The following is a 15,589-nucleotide window of genomic DNA, read 5'->3' on the forward strand; positions in this document are numbered from 1 at the left end:
CTCTACAGGTCCAGAATAAAGAAACGGTCGCAGCTGAAGTGGCCGGTGCCGCCCATGGGCGCATCGATCCGGCGAAAACCATGGCGAGCGTACAGCGCCTGGGCGGCATCCATCCCGGTCAGGGTTTCCAGGTAGCAGCGTTTGAAACCGTGCGTGCGAGCCGCGTCCAGGCATTGCAGCATCATCGCCGAGCCGGCACCGATGCCGCGTGCTTCGGGCAGGAAATACATCTTGCGCAGTTCGCACACGTTGGGGTCGCCACCATCGAGTGGTGCTACGCCACCACCACCGATCACTTGGCCGTTGCTCTCCACCACGAAATAGGCGCTACGTGGCTTGGCGTAAGCCGTGCTCATCGTGTCCACCTCGGCATCATGGATCGCAAAGCCAGGGCCATCGGCGCCGAATTCGGGCATGACCCGGCGAATGATCGCCGCCACCGCAGCATCGTCGCGGGCTTCGATGGGACGAATCTGGTAACTGCGGCTCATGGCTTCTCGTTCGGGCTGCGATAAAGGGTGCCATCCTTCATGACGAACACGGGATGGGCAAGGTCGTCGATATGCGCCGTCGGATCGCCGGCAAAGGCGGCCAGATCCGCACGCATGCCGACAGCGATACGTCCGAAATGGTCTTGTTGTCGCAGGATCTTCGCCGCCACATCGGTGGCCGCGTGCAGTGCCTGCGGCGCGGTCATGCCATCACGCACCATCGCTACCGGTTCGCGCCAGTTGGTGCCATGCGCGAATACACCCACGTCGCTGCCGTTGCCGATGATGACGCCGAGCTTGAGTGCGGTGCGGAAAGCATGTTCGGCTTCGCGCATTTTTGCGGTGGGCGGATCCTGGCCGGGGCGGTAATGATCGAAGTACTCCTCGGTTGCATCGACCGCCGTCAACGTCGGTTCGTAGGCGGCGCCATGCTGCTTGACCAGCTTGAACGTGCTCTCGCTCGCGCCGTAACCGTGTTCGACGCTATCGACACCCGCTTCCACCGCCATGCGTACGCCGGCGTCGCTGGCTGCGTGCGCGGCCACCGGGCGGCCGATCAGGTGCGCCGTGTCGACGATCGCCTTGAGTTCGGCCGCAGTGAATGTCGGGGCGGTGCCGCCGTCGGGCCCGACGCGGTAATCGGCGTAGAGCTTGATCCAGTCGGCACCATGCGCCGCCTGTTCGCGCACGGCACGCATCGCGGCATCGACACCGCTGACTTCCTGCGCGCCGCTGGGAAGATCCAGATCGGGGCGAAAGCCTCTCGGCCCGGGCCCATAGCTGGCGCTGGCGACAATGGCTCGCGTCGCGATAAACATGCGAGGCCCGGGAATCAGCCCGTCGTCGATTGCACGCTTGATCGAGACGTCGGCGTAGCCTGCGCCTTCGGTACCCAGGTCGCGCAACGTGGTGAAGCCGGAGAGCAGGGTGACGCGCGCATGCGCGGCTGCTTCGAGCGTACGGTAATCCGTTGCTTCCTTGAGTACCTGGTCGTTCCAGACCGTTTCGTTGTACGGATGAAGGAACAGATGCGAGTGCAGGTCGATCAGGCCGGGCGTGAGTGTGGCGCCGGGTAGTTCGATGCGTTGTGCGTCTGCGGGTGCCTGGATGGACGCTTTGGGGCCTACCGCAGTGATGCTGTCGTTGTGTACCAGCACCGCCCAATCGCTGTGTGCGGTGTCGCCGTCGCCGGTCCAGATACGGTCGGGGAGCAGCAGGTAATCATGCGGTGATGCAGCGGCCCAGCTGGCGCTTGCCGCTGTGCTGAGCACCAAGGTGCATAGCATCGAACGTATTTGCATGGTGTGCCCGTGGCTGCGGCGGTAAGACCGTCTATGTAGCGTGTTGGGCTAGGGGAATTCAAGGGAGCTCAGAGCCCCCTCACCCCAACCCTCTCCCCCGGCGTAGCCAGGGGAGAGGGTTGGGGTGAGGGGGCAGGGTGCTCGCGGGATACTTTCCTATTCCGCCGCCGTACGCGCCCGTGTCACCCGGCTCGCCGTTTCCTTGTGCAACTGCCCGGCAAGCCACGCGCCCGTAGCAATCAAGATGTCCAGATCGATACCGGTCTGCATGCCCATCCCGTGCAGCATGTAAACCACATCCTCGCTGGCCACGTTTCCCGTGGCGCCCTTGGCGTAAGGACAACCACCGGTACCGGAGACGGCGCTGTCGACCACGCGCACGCCTTCCTCCAGGCAGGAGAGGATATTGGCCAGCGCCTGGCCATAGGTGTCGTGAAAATGCACTGCAAGCGCGGTCATCGGTACGTCCTGCGCGGCCGCCTTGAGCATGGCGCGCGCCTTGGCCGGCGTGCCCACGCCGATCGTGTCGCCCAGCGATATTTCATAGCAGCCGATCTGGTGCAGGCGCTGCGCGACGCGCACCACGTCGGCAATCGGTACCTCGCCCTGATAAGGGCAGCCAAGCACGGTGGAAACGTAACCGCGCACCTTCACGCCGTCGGCGCGTGCGCGTTCCATCACCGGTGCGAAGCGCTCGATCGATTCGTCGATCGACGCATTGATGTTCTTGCGATTGAAAGCTTCCGACGCCGCCGTGAATACGGCGATCTCGGTCGCACCGGCCTCGCGTGCGCGCAGATAGCCTTGCTCGTTGGGCACCAGCACCGGGTAGCTCACGCCGGGCACTTTGCGGATGCCGTGGAACACCTCCGCAGCGTCGGCCAGCTGCGGCACCCATTTGGGGCTGACGAAGCTGGTGGCTTCGATAGTACGCAAGCCGGTGGAAGACAGGCGATCGATCAGCGCGATCTTCACGTCCGCGGGCAGAATGGTCTTTTCGTTCTGAAGCCCGTCGCGGGCGCCGACTTCGACGATACGAACCTGATCGGTATGCATGGGAACCTCGTTACTTAGCCGGCGGCCTGTTCGAAACGAACCAGTACCGCGTCGGCTTCGACAAAGTCGCCTTGGGCGGCGCTTACGCTCTCAATGATGCCGGCACGCGGTGCCTTCAAGGCCAGTTCCATCTTCATCGCTTCCATCACCAGCAATTCCTGGCCTTCCTCCACCTGATCGCCTGGCTTGGCCTTGACCAGCACGATGCGGCCCGGCATCGGCGCAATCACCTGGTTGCCGCCTGTGCCCTCGCGCGACTCCCAGGCAAAGGCAGCCGCACGCGTAAAGCTGTAACGCCGGCCATCGGCATCGTGCAGCAGCACGCGCTGTGCATCGGCCTGCATCGGTACACGCCGGGATTCGCCGTCGAAGCGTGCGCTGAGCGTCGCGCCGTCCAGGCGTGCGCCGTGCACCTGGCAGGTATCCTCGCCATGGTTCAATCGATAGTCACCGGCATAGCCGTGTGCTTCGATTTCATAGCGCTGCTCGCGCAGGGACAAGGCGACAATGCGCTTGCCTGCGTGACCGATGCGCCACGCGTCGGCGCTTGCCCAGGGCGAATGGGGATCGCTGGCGTTTGCCGAGACCTGATTTTCCTCTTGCAGCAGGGCAGCGGTTGCTGCGGCAAATAACAGATGTGCAGGCGCGGTCTCTTCGCCCGCGAGAAATTCATCCAGGTGACGATCGAGATAACCGGTATCGATACGGCCTTCGACCACAGCCGGATGACGCGCCAGGCGTTCGAGAAACGCAATATTGGATTTGGGGCCGACGATCTCGCTTTGCGCCAGCGCCTCGCGCAATCGCTGCAGGGCCTGTGGTCGATCGATATCATGCACGATCAACTTGGCGATCATCGGATCGTAAAAGATCGTTACCGTGTCGCCTTCGATCACGCCGCCATCGAGACGCACGTGGTCCGATGGCGCAGGCAGGCGCAGGCGCAGCAGCTTGCCTGATCCGGGCAGGAAATTTTGCTCGGGATCTTCGGCATACAGGCGCACTTCGATCGCATGCCCGCGCGCGTGCACTTGATCCTGCTGTAACGGCAACGCTTCGCCAAACGCGATGCGGAGCTGCCATTCGACCAGGTCCAGCCCCAGCGTTTCTTCGGTGACCGGATGCTCTACCTGCAGGCGCGTATTCATCTCCATGAAGAAGAACTCGCCGTCCTGGCCGACGATGAACTCGACCGTGCCCGCGCCGACGTAATTGACCGCCTTGGCGGCAGCGACGGCGGCTGCACCCATCGCGGCGCGGCGTTGAGCATTGAGGAATGGGGAGGGCGTTTCTTCCAGCACTTTCTGGTAACGACGTTGCGCCGAGCATTCGCGTTCGTTGAGATGGATCACGTTGCCGTGCTTGTCGCCGAATACCTGGAACTCGATATGGCGCGGATGCTCGACATAGCGTTCAAGGATCACGCGTGTGTCGCCGAAGGCATTGGCCGCCTCGCGCTGTGCGGAGGCCAGTGCATCGGCAAATTCTTTCTCGCTGCGCACGATGCGCATGCCCTTGCCACCGCCGCCGGATGCGGCTTTGATCATCAACGGAAAGCCAGTCTTGCGCGCCTGCTCGGCCAGATACGCGCCGTCCTGATTTTCGCCGTGATAGCCGGGCACCAGCGGCACGTCGTGATGTTCCATCAAGGCTTTGGCTGCGGCCTTGGAGCCCATTGCATCGATGCTTTCCGGATTCGGGCCGATGAAGGCGATGCCGGCGTCCTGGCAGGCGCGCGCGAAACCGGTGTTCTCTGACAGAAAGCCATAGCCGGGATGGATCGCCTGCGCTCCGGTGCGACGCGCGACTTCAAGAATCGTATCGCCGCGCAGGTAGGAGTCGGCCGGACGTGGGCCGCCGATCGGCCATGCTTCGTCGGCCAGACGCACGTGTTGCGCATCGGCGTCGGCTTGCGAGTACGCCGCAATGGTGTGAATGCCCAGTCGCCGGCAGGTGCGAATGACGCGGCAGGCGATTTCACCGCGGTTGGCAATCAATACGCGCTCGAACATGCCGTTTCCTTCAAAGCGCCTGGCAGGCGTTGCAAAGCCAATAAAAATAGCAGATGGGCACGTTCTAGCCGATGCGCAGCGCAGCAATCGTGAGCTTACTCGGCACCGTGGCAAACCGCTTCGATATTGTGACCGTCGGGGTCGATCACGAAGGCGCCGTAGTAGTTGGCGTGATAGTGCGGGCGCAGCCCTGGCGCGCCATTGTCCTGCCCACCGGCGGCGAGTGCGGCGCGATAAAAGGCGTCCACCGCGGCGCGGCTCGACGCAAGAAACGCGACGTGGGCGCGGTTGGGCTCGCCTGCGCCGATCCAGAACGAGGGTTTGCCATCGGCGCCGAAGCCGGTCGCCGCATCCTTGCCGGTCTGCTCGGCGCTGACTTCCATCTGGATGCTATAGCCAAGCGGCGCCAGTGCTGCGATGTAGAACGCGCGACTGCGGGCGTGTTCGGAAATGGGAATGCCGATATGGTCGATCATGCAACTCTCCTTAGTGGACTATCCATGCGGCAGCGCGTTTGTCGAGAAAGGCGCTCAAGCCTTCCTGGCCTTCCTCGGACACGCGCAGGCGTGCGATCAAGGTCGCGTTGTCGCGGTCGATCTGTTCGGCCGAGGCGATCGTGGTGCCGGCCATGCGCAAGGCCAACTGCTTGGCCTCGGCTTGCGCCTGCGGTCCGGTCTTGGCAAACAGCTTGAGCACGCCGTCGATGGCGTCGTCCAGCGCGTCGGCGGCGACGCTCCGATGCAGCAGTCCCATCGCCTGTGCAGCTTGGGCGTCGAACAGTTCGCCGGTGACGAACAGCCGGCGCGCCTGACGCAAGCCGATCGCCTGCACGACATACGGCGAGATCACGGCCGGCACCAGGCCGAGCTTGACCTCGGTCAGGCCGAACTTGGCGGTCTCGACGCCGATGGCGATATCGCAGCAAGCGACCAGGCCGACGCCACCGCCATAGGCCGCGCCATTGACGCGCGCCACGGTCGGTTTTGGGCAGAACTGCAGGCTGCGCATCAGCCGCGCGAGTTTGAGCGAGTCCTCGCGGTTCTCCTGCTCGCTGGCCTTGGCCATGCCGCGCATCCAGTTCATGTCCGCACCGGCGGAGAAACTGGCGCCGGCACCGGTCAGCACCACGGCACGCACGGTCGCGTCGTTACCGGCCGCTTCGATGGCGGCGGTCAGCTCGGCGATCAGGCGGTCGTCGAAAGCGTTATGCAGCTCCGGCCGGTCGAGGGTGATGCGGCGGACCGAGTCATGGTCGGCGATCTGGATAAAGGACATGCAGTTTCCGGCGGAAAGGGCAGGGTCGGGGAGTATTTCATTGATAGTGACCGGGAAAAAGCTCGTTGCGATCGAACCGGAATCCGGGTTGGGGCTATGTACGCGGGGCGAAACGCCGATAAATCCCTATGCCGCAAGGTTTTACTGCCCAGCCAGCTTGTTTCCCAGCGAGGCTGTCACGATATACAATGCGAACCATTCTTATTTGAGTCATCATTTGTGCGCCTGTCCGATTTACCGAAAGGTGCTGCCGCCGTGGTAGTCCAAGTTGACGATACCCAAGCTGACGATCCGATCGCGCAACGCCTGCGCGACCTGGGTTTCGTCGCTGGCGAGCCGGTGCGGCTGGTCGCACGTGGGCCGCTGGGCGCCGATCCCCTGCTGGTGCAGATCGGGTCGACTCGCTTTGCCTTGCGTCGTAGCGAAGCGGCACGAGTGAGCGTGCAGGTGGATTCCGTATGAGCGCGACTACCTTGCGTATCGCCCTGGTGGGCAACCCCAACTGCGGCAAGACGGCGCTGTTCAACCTGCTTACCGGTGGCCGCCAGAAGGTGGCCAACTACGCGGGCGTCACGGTCGAGCGCAAGGAGGGCCGCTTCGTCACGCCGTCCGGCCGCGTGCTGCAACTGCTCGATTTGCCGGGCACTTACAGTTTCGATGCGAACAGTCCGGACGAGCAAATCACGCGCGATGTCTGCGAAGGCAACTATCCGGGTGAAGCCGCGCCGGATTTGATCGTATGCGTGGCCGATGCGACCAACCTGCGACTGCATCTGCGCTTCGTGCTTGAGGTGAAGCGACTGGGCCGTCCGGTGGTGCTGGCCTTGAACATGATGGATGCGGCCAAGCGTCGCGGCATCGTGATCGACGTGGCCGAGTTGCAGCATCGCCTCGGTGTGCCGGTCGTGGAAACGGTGGCGGTGAAACGCGGCGGCGCGAAGGCGCTGATCGAGCGTGTGGACGGCGACATCCCGGTCGCTGCGCCAGCCGAGGCGGACGATGCCGCCAGCCGTGCCGGCCTGCATGAGCAGGTGCGTGCCTTGCTTGCCGCCACCGTCACCATGCCGCGCGCTACCGCGGCGATCGACGATGCGCTCGATCGCTGGGCGCTACACCCGGTGTTCGGTCTCGGCATTCTGGCCGTGCTGATGTTTCTGATCTTCCAGGCGGTGTTCTCCTGGGCCAAGCCGATCATGGATGCGATCCAGGATGGCATCACGGCGCTGGGCGTGTGGGTCACCGCCGCCTTGCCCGCCGAAAGCGCGCTGCACAGCCTGCTCAACGACGGTGTCTTTGCCGGCCTGGGTGCCGTGCTGGTGTTCCTGCCGCAAATTCTGATCCTGTTCCTGTTTATTCTGATCCTCGAGGAATCGGGCTATCTGCCGCGCGCGGCGTTTCTGCTCGATCGCCTGATGTTCAAGGCAGGCCTGACCGGGCGTGCATTCATTCCCTTGTTGTCGAGTTTTGCCTGTGCGATTCCCGGCATCATGGCGACGCGCAGCATTACCGATCCACGCGACCGCCTGACCACGATCCTGGTCGCACCGTTGATGACCTGCTCGGCGCGTTTGCCGGTGTATACGCTGCTGATCGCCGCGTTCATTCCCTCGCGCACGGTCTGGGGCATTTTCAATCTGCAGGGCGTGGTGCTGTTTACGCTGTACGTGGTTGGCGTCGTCAGCGCGTTGGCCGTGGCGTGGGTGATCAAGCGCTTCCGCAAGGACAAGAGCGAACACGCGCTGTTGATGGAGCTGCCGTCCTACCGCATGCCGCACGTGCGCGACGTGGCGCTGGGCCTGTGGGAGCGCGCGAAGATCTTCCTCAAGCGCGTCGGCGGGATCATTCTGGCGCTCACCGTGCTGCTGTGGTTCCTGTCGAGTTTTCCGGGCGCACCCGAAGGGGCGACCCAGCCGGCCATCGATTACAGCTTTGCCGGCCGTATCGGTCATCTGATGGAGTACGTGTTCGCGCCGATCGGTTTCAACTGGCAGATCTGCATTGCCTTGATTCCCGGCCTTGCCGCGCGCGAAGTGGCGGTGTCGGCGCTGGGCACGGTATATGCGATGTCCGGCACCGACGATGCGGTGGCTAGCCAGCTTGGGCCGATGATCGCGCACACCTGGGGCCTGCCGACGGCGTTGTCGCTGCTGGCCTGGTACGTGTTCGCGCCGCAGTGCATGTCGACGCTGGCGGTGATTCGTCGCGAGACCAATTCGTGGCGTAACGTCGCGTTGACCGCGGGTTACCTGTTCGGCCTGGCTTACCTCGCCTCGCTGATCACCTATCAAGTGGCGAGGGCGTTGTCGTGAATACCTTTGCGGTTGTGCAGGCGGTCATTATCGGTTTGCTGGTATTGGGCAGCGCCTTCTATGCCTTTCGCAAGCTGTTGCCCGGTGTTAGTGCACGCGCGCTGGCGAGTGCTTCGGCGAGCTTGAACAAACCATGGCGTTCGCCGTTGCTGCAGCGTCTGGGTCGCCGCCTGCAACCTAAGCAGGCCACCGGCAACTGCGGCGATGGCTGCGGTACGTGCGGTACCTGCGGCCCGACGCCGCCGAAGAACGCGCGCCCCGATGTGCAGCCGTTGGAGTTTCGTCCGCGGCAGCGGTGATCGTGCGGCGCTGCTCCACTACCCAGCCAACTGCAACACCTTGCGATGCCGCCGCAGATCATCCCCCCAGGCAAGCAGCGTGGCCACCGCAAACACCCACGATGGCGATATTGGCAACGCCACGATAGCGATCAACAGGCCAATCCGCGCGATACCGGGACTGACGTAGAACCCTTCATGATCGTGACGCCGCCAGTAGCGACGCAGACTTAGCCACAGCGCCGGCAGCAGAAAGGTGAAGCCCATACCTCGCGACAACGGCAGTAGCAGGCAAGGGATCAACCCGATAACCAACAGCAAGGGGACTGTTGCCAACCGCAAGCGCGGCCATCGCGCGGGTTCGTCTTCGTCACGACTGAGCCATTCGTCGAGCACAAAGTAGTAGCGCAGCGCGACCCACAGCAGGCCACACGCCCAGGCAACGCCGATGCCGAGAAGCGCCAGCCTGGGCATATCGGTCTGGCTCGAAAAAACAGTCGTTGCGGCGGCGCCAAGCATGACCACCAGCGACAACATCGACAGGACGCCGGCCATGAAAAGCAGCTGACTTCCGGAGACCGGATTTTTGTGCCCTACCGAGGTCCAGAAGCGAATCTGTTCCTGCGACACGGACGGTGGCAGATCTTCGATGAACGGGCCGGCCAGCTCGCGGATGAACTGCGGCATCACTTTCGCGCTGTTGGGCGTGAAGCCCGCGGCCAGCGCTCGCCACCAAGTGTAGGGACGCTGCAGTCGTGCAAGGCAGCGCTCCAGTGGTCGGCGCTGCATGTTCATGCGCGCTGCAAGCGCCTGGCGATGTTCGGGCATCAGTTCCCAGGCCAGCTGGCTGCGTCGAGACAGGCGTTGCAACGCCAGCGCATCATGTCCGGCATGCACGTGATCGAGGTCGAAGAAATTCAGCAGCACGTGCAGACATTTCGTCGGCATCGCGGGCTCATCGCGATACAGGCGCCGCACCAGTTGCTGACCGATATCGGCTTTGGCCCGGAATGACCAGAACGCCGGTTGCTCCTGCAGCCATTCGGACAGCATGCGGTTGTCGCCGGTGGCCGCTCGCCCAAATGCTTCGCTGCAGAAAGCGTCGATATCCAGGCGTTGGGGCACGAAGACCGGCTCGGCGCGTATGACGGACGTAGGCGTGGACGCCGGCCGTGGTTCTGCGGGTGGCGCCACAGGTGCCGCCATCGTTACTGGTGGTTGCTGATTCGCCTGATGACGGCGTATCTGCAACAAGCGCTGATAGGCTTCGTGCAGACGCTGAAAACCTTCCGGATCATCGTCCGGCCGCGTATGCCGCAACTTGGCGGTATATGCACGCCGGATCTCGCGCTCGTCAGCATCGCGGCCGACACCGAGCAGCTCGAACGGATTCATCGCATCTGTTCCAGCGCATCAAGTGCGCGGCCGAACTCGCGATGGTGCTCGCGAATGCTCATATCGTCCTGCGATTCGAGGATCGAGCGGAAGCGGGCGATCCATTCCTGCAGTTGCGCACGTGCCTGGATGTGTTCTTCGTACAGGCGTTCGGCGCGCGCGATCAACGCCAGATTCTCCTGCTTATCGCGCGGGTGAATCTTCAACTCGTCCAGGCGCGCCAGGCGCGTACGGATCTCTTCCTGGCTGAGCAGGCCGGGGTTCTGTTCCAGGATCAGCTCGTATTTTTCGCCGGTCGCCAGTACCTGGGCCTCGACCTGCAACACGCCGTTGATGTCGTAGGTGAAGCGCAGCTTCACCGCGCTCTCGGTGCGCGGGCGTTTCGGGTCGAGCTTGATCTCCAGCTCGCCGAGCTTGATGTTGTTGACCACCATCGGGCTTTCGCCCTGGTAGACCTTCAGGTTCAGCGCGCGCTGCCCATCGCGCATGGGCCAGAAGGTGTCTTCGCGGCTTACCGGTACGACGCTGTTACGGTGGATGACCGGCGAATAGATGCCCGTCTGCACACGGCCGTGATCGTCCATCTGGCCGATTTCGGTGCCGAGCGTGTAAGGGCAGACGTCGGTAAGAATCACTTCTTCCAGCCGCTCGTCACGGCTCTTCATGCCCGCCGCCACGCAGGCGCCGAGGGCGATGGTCTGGTCCGGGTGAATATGGCGCATCGGCAACCGGCCGAACATGCGCGCGATCAGGCGCGATACCAGCGGCATGCGGCTGGCACCGCCAACCAGCACGATCTCGTCGAGCTGCTCGGGTTGCACGCGCGCGTCGCGCATGGCGCGTTCCAGTGGCGTGCGCATGCGTTGGAGCAGGGGATCGACAATCTGATTGAAGCGGTCCTGGGTGATCGACCAGTCGATCTGGCGCTCGCCGAGCGCGAAGTTCAGGCGCACCTCGGTCTGCTGGCTCAGTTCGCGCTTTACCAGCTCCAGTCGGCGACGCAGCTGGCCAAGCTGCTGCGCACTCAGATCATGGCTGCCGAGCTTGTGATCGGCGAGAAAGGCGGCTTCGAGCGCATCGAGAAAATCTTCGCCGCCCAGGAAGTTGTCGCCCGCGCTGGCATGCACTTCCACCACGCCGTCGAACAATTCCAGCACGGTGACGTCGAAGGTGCCGCCACCGAGATCGAACACCAGAAAACGCGCGCCATCGCGCTGTTCCTGGATACCGTAGGCAAGTGCGGCGGCGGTCGGCTCGTTGATCAGGCGCTCGACGCGAATGCCGGCCAGTTCGCCGGCCGCCCGAGTGGCCTTGCGTTGCGCGTCGGAGAAATACGCCGGCACGCTGATCACCGCTTCAGTGACTTTTTCGCCGGTAGCGGCTTCGGCGTCGGCAATCAGCGAACGCAGGATCAGCGCGGATAACTCTTCCGGGCGAAAGCTGCGTTTGCCGAGTTTGGTTTCACGCGCCGTGCCCATCCAGCGCTTGAACGATGCAACGCTCGCCTCGGGGTGGCTGACCATGCGGTCGCGCGCGGCCTGGCCGATGATCACATGGCCGTCATCGTCCACGCTGACCACTGAAGGCGTCAGTACATCGCCGAGTGCATTGGGAAACAGGCGCGATCCGGATTCGTCGAAACGTCCGATCAGCGAATGGGTAGTACCTAAATCAATACCGACGATCATCCGTGATGGCCCCTCACAAAAGGATGGTGTGTGATATGGAAAGGTGGAGTGGCGTTACATGCGGAACACGCCATAACGCTGCGGCTCGATCGGCGCATTGAGCGAGGCGGAGATCGCCAGGCCAAGCACGCGCCGCGTATCGGCCGGATCGATGATGCCGTCGTCCCAGAGCCGCGCGCTGGCGTAGTACGGGTGCCCCTGGCGTTCGTACTGGTCGCGGATCGGCGCCTTGAAATTTTCTTCGTCCTCGGCGCTCCAGCTCTTGCCGGATGCTTCGATACCGTCGCGGCGCACCGTCGCCAGTACCGAGGCGGCCTGTTCGCCACCCATGACGCTGATGCGCGAGTTCGGCCACATCCACAGGAAACGCGCGCCGTACGCGCGGCCACACATGGCGTAATTGCCCGCGCCGAAACTGCCGCCGATCACCACGGTGAACTTGGGCACATGCGAGCAGGCCACGGCGGTGACCATCTTGGCGCCGTCTTTGGCGATACCGGCGTTCTCGTACTTCTTGCCCACCATGAAGCCGGTGATGTTCTGCAGGAACACCAGCGGCACATTGCGTTGGTTGCACAGCTCGATGAAGTGCGCACCCTTGAGTGCGCTCTCCGAAAACAGAATGCCGTTATTGGCGATGATGCCGACCGGATAACCGTGGATATGCGCGAAGCCGCAGACCAGGGTCTTGCCGTAGCGCGCCTTGAACTCGTGGAGCTCGGAGCCGTCGACAATGCGCGCGATCACTTCGCGGATATCGAACGGGCGGCGCGTATCGGCCGGAATCACGCCGTAGAGTTCTTCGGCCGGATAGCGCGGTTCGCTCGGCGCGCGCAACGCCAGCGGCATGTCCTTGCGGCGGTTGAGGCTTGCAACGATATCGCGCGCGATCGACAGCGCGTGCGCGTCGTTCTCGGCGTAGTGATCGGCGACGCCGGAAACGGAGGTATGCACATCGGCTCCGCCGAGTGCTTCGGCATCGACCACTTCGCCGGTCGCCGCCTTCACCAGCGGCGGGCCACCGAGAAAGATCGTGCCCTGTTCGCGCACGATGATCGTTTCGTCGCTCATCGCCGGCACATAGGCGCCGCCTGCCGTGCACGAGCCCATGACGACGGCGATCTGCGGAATGCCTAAGCCGGACATGCGCGCCTGGTTGTAGAAGATGCGGCCGAAGTGTTCCTTGTCCGGAAAGACTTCGTCCTGCAGGGGCAGAAAGGCGCCGCCCGAGTCGACCAGATAGATGCAGGGCAGTCGGTTTTCCAGCGCCACTTCCTGGGCACGCAGATGCTTCTTCACCGTCATCGGGAAATACGTGCCGCCCTTGACGGTCGCGTCGTTGGCGACCACCACCACTTCGATGCCGTTGACGCGGCCGATGCCGGTGATGATCCCCGCCGCCGGTGCCGCATCGTCGTACATGCCGTGCGCGGCCAGCGGAGAAAGCTCGAGGAAGGGCGAGCCTGGATCGAGCAGGGCGCGGATACGCTCGCGCGGTAGCAGCTTGCCGCGGGCGGTGTGCTTCTCGCGTGCCTTTTCGCCGCCGCCTTCCGCGCTACGCGTCAATTCGCGCCTGAGGTCGTCGACCAGTCCTCGCAACTGCTCGCTGCTGGCCTGGAAGTCGGGCGAACGCGGATCGATCTGTGACGCGATGACACTCATGAGGACGGCTGCCGTGCTGGATCAAGCAGGAGATGATAATGGGGAACAGGGAAGGGGGAACAGGGAATGGAGATCGGGGAACGGAGAAGAACGTCGCGGTGTGTAGCTCGCCGCAAGCTCGCTTCTCCGTTCCCTCTTCCCCGTTCCCCATCCCCCAAAAAAAACCGGCCGCATAAAGCGGCCGGTTTTTTTTGCAGTGGAAACCCGAAAGGCTTAGTGGCCCTTCATGGCGTCCTTGGCTTTGTCGGCAGCTTCTTTAGCATTGCCGGCAGCGTCCTTGGCAGCGTCGGCGGCCTTACCGGCAGCGTCAGCAGCGTTGGCAGCAGCGTCCTTAGCCTGGTCAGCAGCAGCCGGAGCAGCAGCGGTCGAGGCGGGAGCAGCGGCGGAAGCGGAAGCGGCAGCCTGCTGAGCCTGGTCGGCAGCCTGGCCAGCGGTGTCGGCAGCAGCCTTAGCCTGGTCGGCGGCCTGATCGGTCGCAGCGCCCGGGGCCGCAGCAGCAGCCTTCTGAGCCTGATCAGCAGCCTGCTGAGCCTGGTCAGCCGACTTCTGAGCGTCCTGCGCGGAATCCTGCGCGCCGTTGCTGCAAGCCGCCAGCAGCGCGACGAGCGCGGAGGCGAGTAGGGTACGCGTGAACTTCATTGTTGAATCTCCTTAGCCGTGGAATGCCGTTTGGCGGGCGTATTAATAACGCGTTCCCCGATTTCACGCTAGCTCTTTGTGAAGATAGCTTCAGGACGCAGTTAAACGACGTTCGCGACCGGCACCGGTTTTTTGCACCCCGATCCCGGCGCTGTTCAGTTAAGTAAAGTAAAGATCAGCCGTCCAGACGCTCGATCGCGATCGCGGTGGCTTCGCCGCCGCCGATGCACAGCGATGCCACGCCACGCTTCAAACCGCGTACTTTCAAGGCGTTGAGCAAGGTGACCACCAGACGTGCGCCGCTGGCGCCGATCGGGTGGCCCAGAGCGCAGGCGCCACCATTGACGTTGACCTTGTCGTGCGGGATGCCCAGCTCCTTGATCGGCGTCATCGCGACCACGGCAAACGCCTCGTTGATCTCGAACAGGTCGACATCGCCGACCTTCCAGCCCGCCTTGTCCAGCACCTTCTGGATCGCGCCGACCGGCGCGGTGGTGAACCACTCCGGCTCCTGCGAATGGGTGGCGTGCGCCACGATGCGGGCCAGCGGCTTGAGGCCGCGCGCCTGGGCGTCGTCAGCCGAAAGCATGACGACCGCGGCGGCGCCGTCGGAAATGCTCGACGAGCTGGCGGCGGTGATTGTGCCGTTTTCCTTGCGGAACGCCGGCTTCAGTGTCGGGATCTTGCCGATATCCGAACGGCCGGGCTGCTCGTCGGTGTCGACCAGGACGTCGCCCTTGCGACCGGACACCGTGACCGGGACGATTTCATCGGCAAACGCGCCGCTCTGCTGCGCGGCCTGCGCACGCTTGACCGATTCGATCGCGAACGCGTCCTGCTCTTCGCGGGTGAAGTGGTACTTGTCGGCGCACAGTTCGCCAAACACGCCCATCGCCTTGCCGTCGTACGGGTTGGTCAGGCCGTCCCACGCCATGTGGTCGACCAGCTGGCCATCGCCGTAGCGAATGCCGGTGCGGGCATTGACCATATGCGGTGCGTTGGTCATCGACTCCATGCCACCGGCGACAACCACGGTGGCCGAGCCGGCCTTGATCAGATCGTGGCCAAACATGATGGCTTTCATGCCCGAACCGCAGACCTTGTTGATGGTGGTGGCGCCGGTGCTGACCGGAATGCCCGCCTTGATCGCGGCCTGACGCGCCGGTGCCTGGCCGAGGTTGGCCGGCAGCACGCAGCCGACGATTACTTCATTGACGTCCTTGGCCGCGATACCGGACTGTTCCAGTGCGGCGCCGATAGCGGTAGCGCCCAGGGTCGGCGTGGGGACACCGGTGAACTGGCCGAGGAAAGAACCGATGGCGGTGCGCTTGGCACCGACGATAACAACGTCCGACATGGAAAACTCCACAGATACGGCGGGAAGAATCCGCTGATTATCGCAGCGCAGCACAGGCCGGGCAAACGGCTGCCCGCTGAGACGCGGCGCGGGTTTTCACGCAATTAGTTGCGATTATGTTGTGTC

At 63.6% G+C, this 15,589-nt stretch carries 14 protein-coding genes; 3 read left to right on the forward strand and 11 right to left on the reverse strand.

Annotation, left to right across the window (positions count from 1 at the left end):
• Positions 1 to 2: 2 nt before the first annotated feature.
• The 6 genes from QMG46_RS10845 to QMG46_RS10870 all read right to left on the reverse strand — a co-directional run bounded on the left by QMG46_RS10845 (position 3) and on the right by QMG46_RS10870 (position 6,135).
• Positions 3 to 491, reverse strand: coding sequence for a GNAT family N-acetyltransferase (locus QMG46_RS10845; protein ID WP_281852523.1), 489 nt, complete (start codon positions 489 to 491; stop codon positions 3 to 5).
• Positions 488 to 1,792 (reverse strand): metal-dependent hydrolase family protein, encoded by a 1,305-nt coding sequence (locus tag QMG46_RS10850; protein ID WP_281852524.1) that lies wholly within the window; start codon positions 1,790 to 1,792, stop codon positions 488 to 490. The genes QMG46_RS10845 and QMG46_RS10850 overlap by 4 nt, the downstream gene beginning before the upstream one ends.
• A gap of 156 nt (positions 1,793 to 1,948) precedes the next feature.
• On the reverse strand, positions 1,949 to 2,848 hold the full coding sequence (locus QMG46_RS10855) for a hydroxymethylglutaryl-CoA lyase (protein WP_281852525.1): 900 nt from the start codon (positions 2,846 to 2,848) through the stop codon (positions 1,949 to 1,951).
• A 14-nt stretch (positions 2,849 to 2,862) separates the two neighbouring features.
• Positions 2,863 to 4,860: an ATP-binding protein gene (locus QMG46_RS10860; protein WP_281852526.1), complete on the reverse strand. Its 1,998-nt coding sequence runs from the start codon at positions 4,858 to 4,860 to the stop codon at positions 2,863 to 2,865.
• 95 nt (positions 4,861 to 4,955) lie between these two features.
• Positions 4,956 to 5,336, reverse strand: a complete 381-nt coding sequence (locus QMG46_RS10865) for a VOC family protein (RefSeq protein ID WP_281852527.1) — start codon at positions 5,334 to 5,336, stop codon at positions 4,956 to 4,958.
• 10 nt (positions 5,337 to 5,346) lie between these two features.
• On the reverse strand, positions 5,347 to 6,135 hold the full coding sequence (locus QMG46_RS10870) for an enoyl-CoA hydratase-related protein (protein WP_281852528.1): 789 nt from the start codon (positions 6,133 to 6,135) through the stop codon (positions 5,347 to 5,349).
• A gap of 219 nt (positions 6,136 to 6,354) precedes the next feature.
• Between QMG46_RS10870 and QMG46_RS10875 the strand changes: the two genes are divergently transcribed.
• The 3 genes from QMG46_RS10875 to QMG46_RS10885 are packed head-to-tail and all read left to right on the forward strand — an operon-like array spanning position 6,355 to position 8,743.
• Entirely contained in the window at positions 6,355 to 6,597 is a 243-nt protein-coding gene (locus QMG46_RS10875) for a FeoA family protein (RefSeq protein ID WP_281852529.1), read from the forward strand.
• A complete protein-coding gene (feoB, locus tag QMG46_RS10880; protein ID WP_281852530.1) occupies positions 6,594 to 8,444 on the forward strand; it encodes a ferrous iron transport protein B in 1,851 nt (616 codons plus the stop codon). Before QMG46_RS10875 ends, feoB begins: the two co-directional genes overlap by 4 nt.
• The gene (locus QMG46_RS10885; protein WP_281852531.1) at positions 8,441 to 8,743 is read left to right on the forward strand and encodes a DUF6587 family protein; all 303 of its coding nucleotides are present in this window, start codon (positions 8,441 to 8,443) and stop codon (positions 8,741 to 8,743) included. The genes feoB and QMG46_RS10885 overlap by 4 nt, the downstream gene beginning before the upstream one ends.
• An 18-nt stretch (positions 8,744 to 8,761) precedes the next feature.
• Here the strand turns inward: QMG46_RS10885 and QMG46_RS10890 are convergent, their stop codons facing one another.
• From QMG46_RS10890 to QMG46_RS10910, 5 genes are all read right to left on the reverse strand, one after another.
• Positions 8,762 to 10,117 (reverse strand): J domain-containing protein, encoded by a 1,356-nt coding sequence (locus tag QMG46_RS10890; protein ID WP_281852532.1) that lies wholly within the window; start codon positions 10,115 to 10,117, stop codon positions 8,762 to 8,764.
• Positions 10,114 to 11,805 carry a molecular chaperone HscC gene (locus QMG46_RS10895; RefSeq protein WP_281852534.1) on the reverse strand — a complete coding sequence of 564 codons (1,692 nt, stop codon included), beginning with the start codon at positions 11,803 to 11,805 and terminating at the stop codon, positions 10,114 to 10,116. Before QMG46_RS10895 ends, QMG46_RS10890 begins: the two co-directional genes overlap by 4 nt.
• Positions 11,806 to 11,859: 54 nt before the next feature.
• On the reverse strand, positions 11,860 to 13,467 hold the full coding sequence (locus tag QMG46_RS10900) for a carboxyl transferase domain-containing protein (RefSeq protein WP_281852535.1): 1,608 nt from the start codon (positions 13,465 to 13,467) through the stop codon (positions 11,860 to 11,862).
• A 213-nt stretch (positions 13,468 to 13,680) separates the two neighbouring features.
• Positions 13,681 to 14,106, reverse strand: coding sequence for a hypothetical protein (locus QMG46_RS10905; protein WP_281852536.1), 426 nt, complete (start codon positions 14,104 to 14,106; stop codon positions 13,681 to 13,683).
• A 175-nt stretch (positions 14,107 to 14,281) separates the two neighbouring features.
• Positions 14,282 to 15,463, reverse strand: a complete 1,182-nt coding sequence (locus QMG46_RS10910; RefSeq protein ID WP_281852537.1) for a thiolase family protein — start codon at positions 15,461 to 15,463, stop codon at positions 14,282 to 14,284.
• Positions 15,464 to 15,589 lie beyond the last annotated feature (126 nt).

It is taken from the genome of Dyella sp. GSA-30 (assembly GCF_027924605.1).
Taxonomy (GTDB): Bacteria; Pseudomonadota; Gammaproteobacteria; order Xanthomonadales; family Rhodanobacteraceae; genus GSA-30.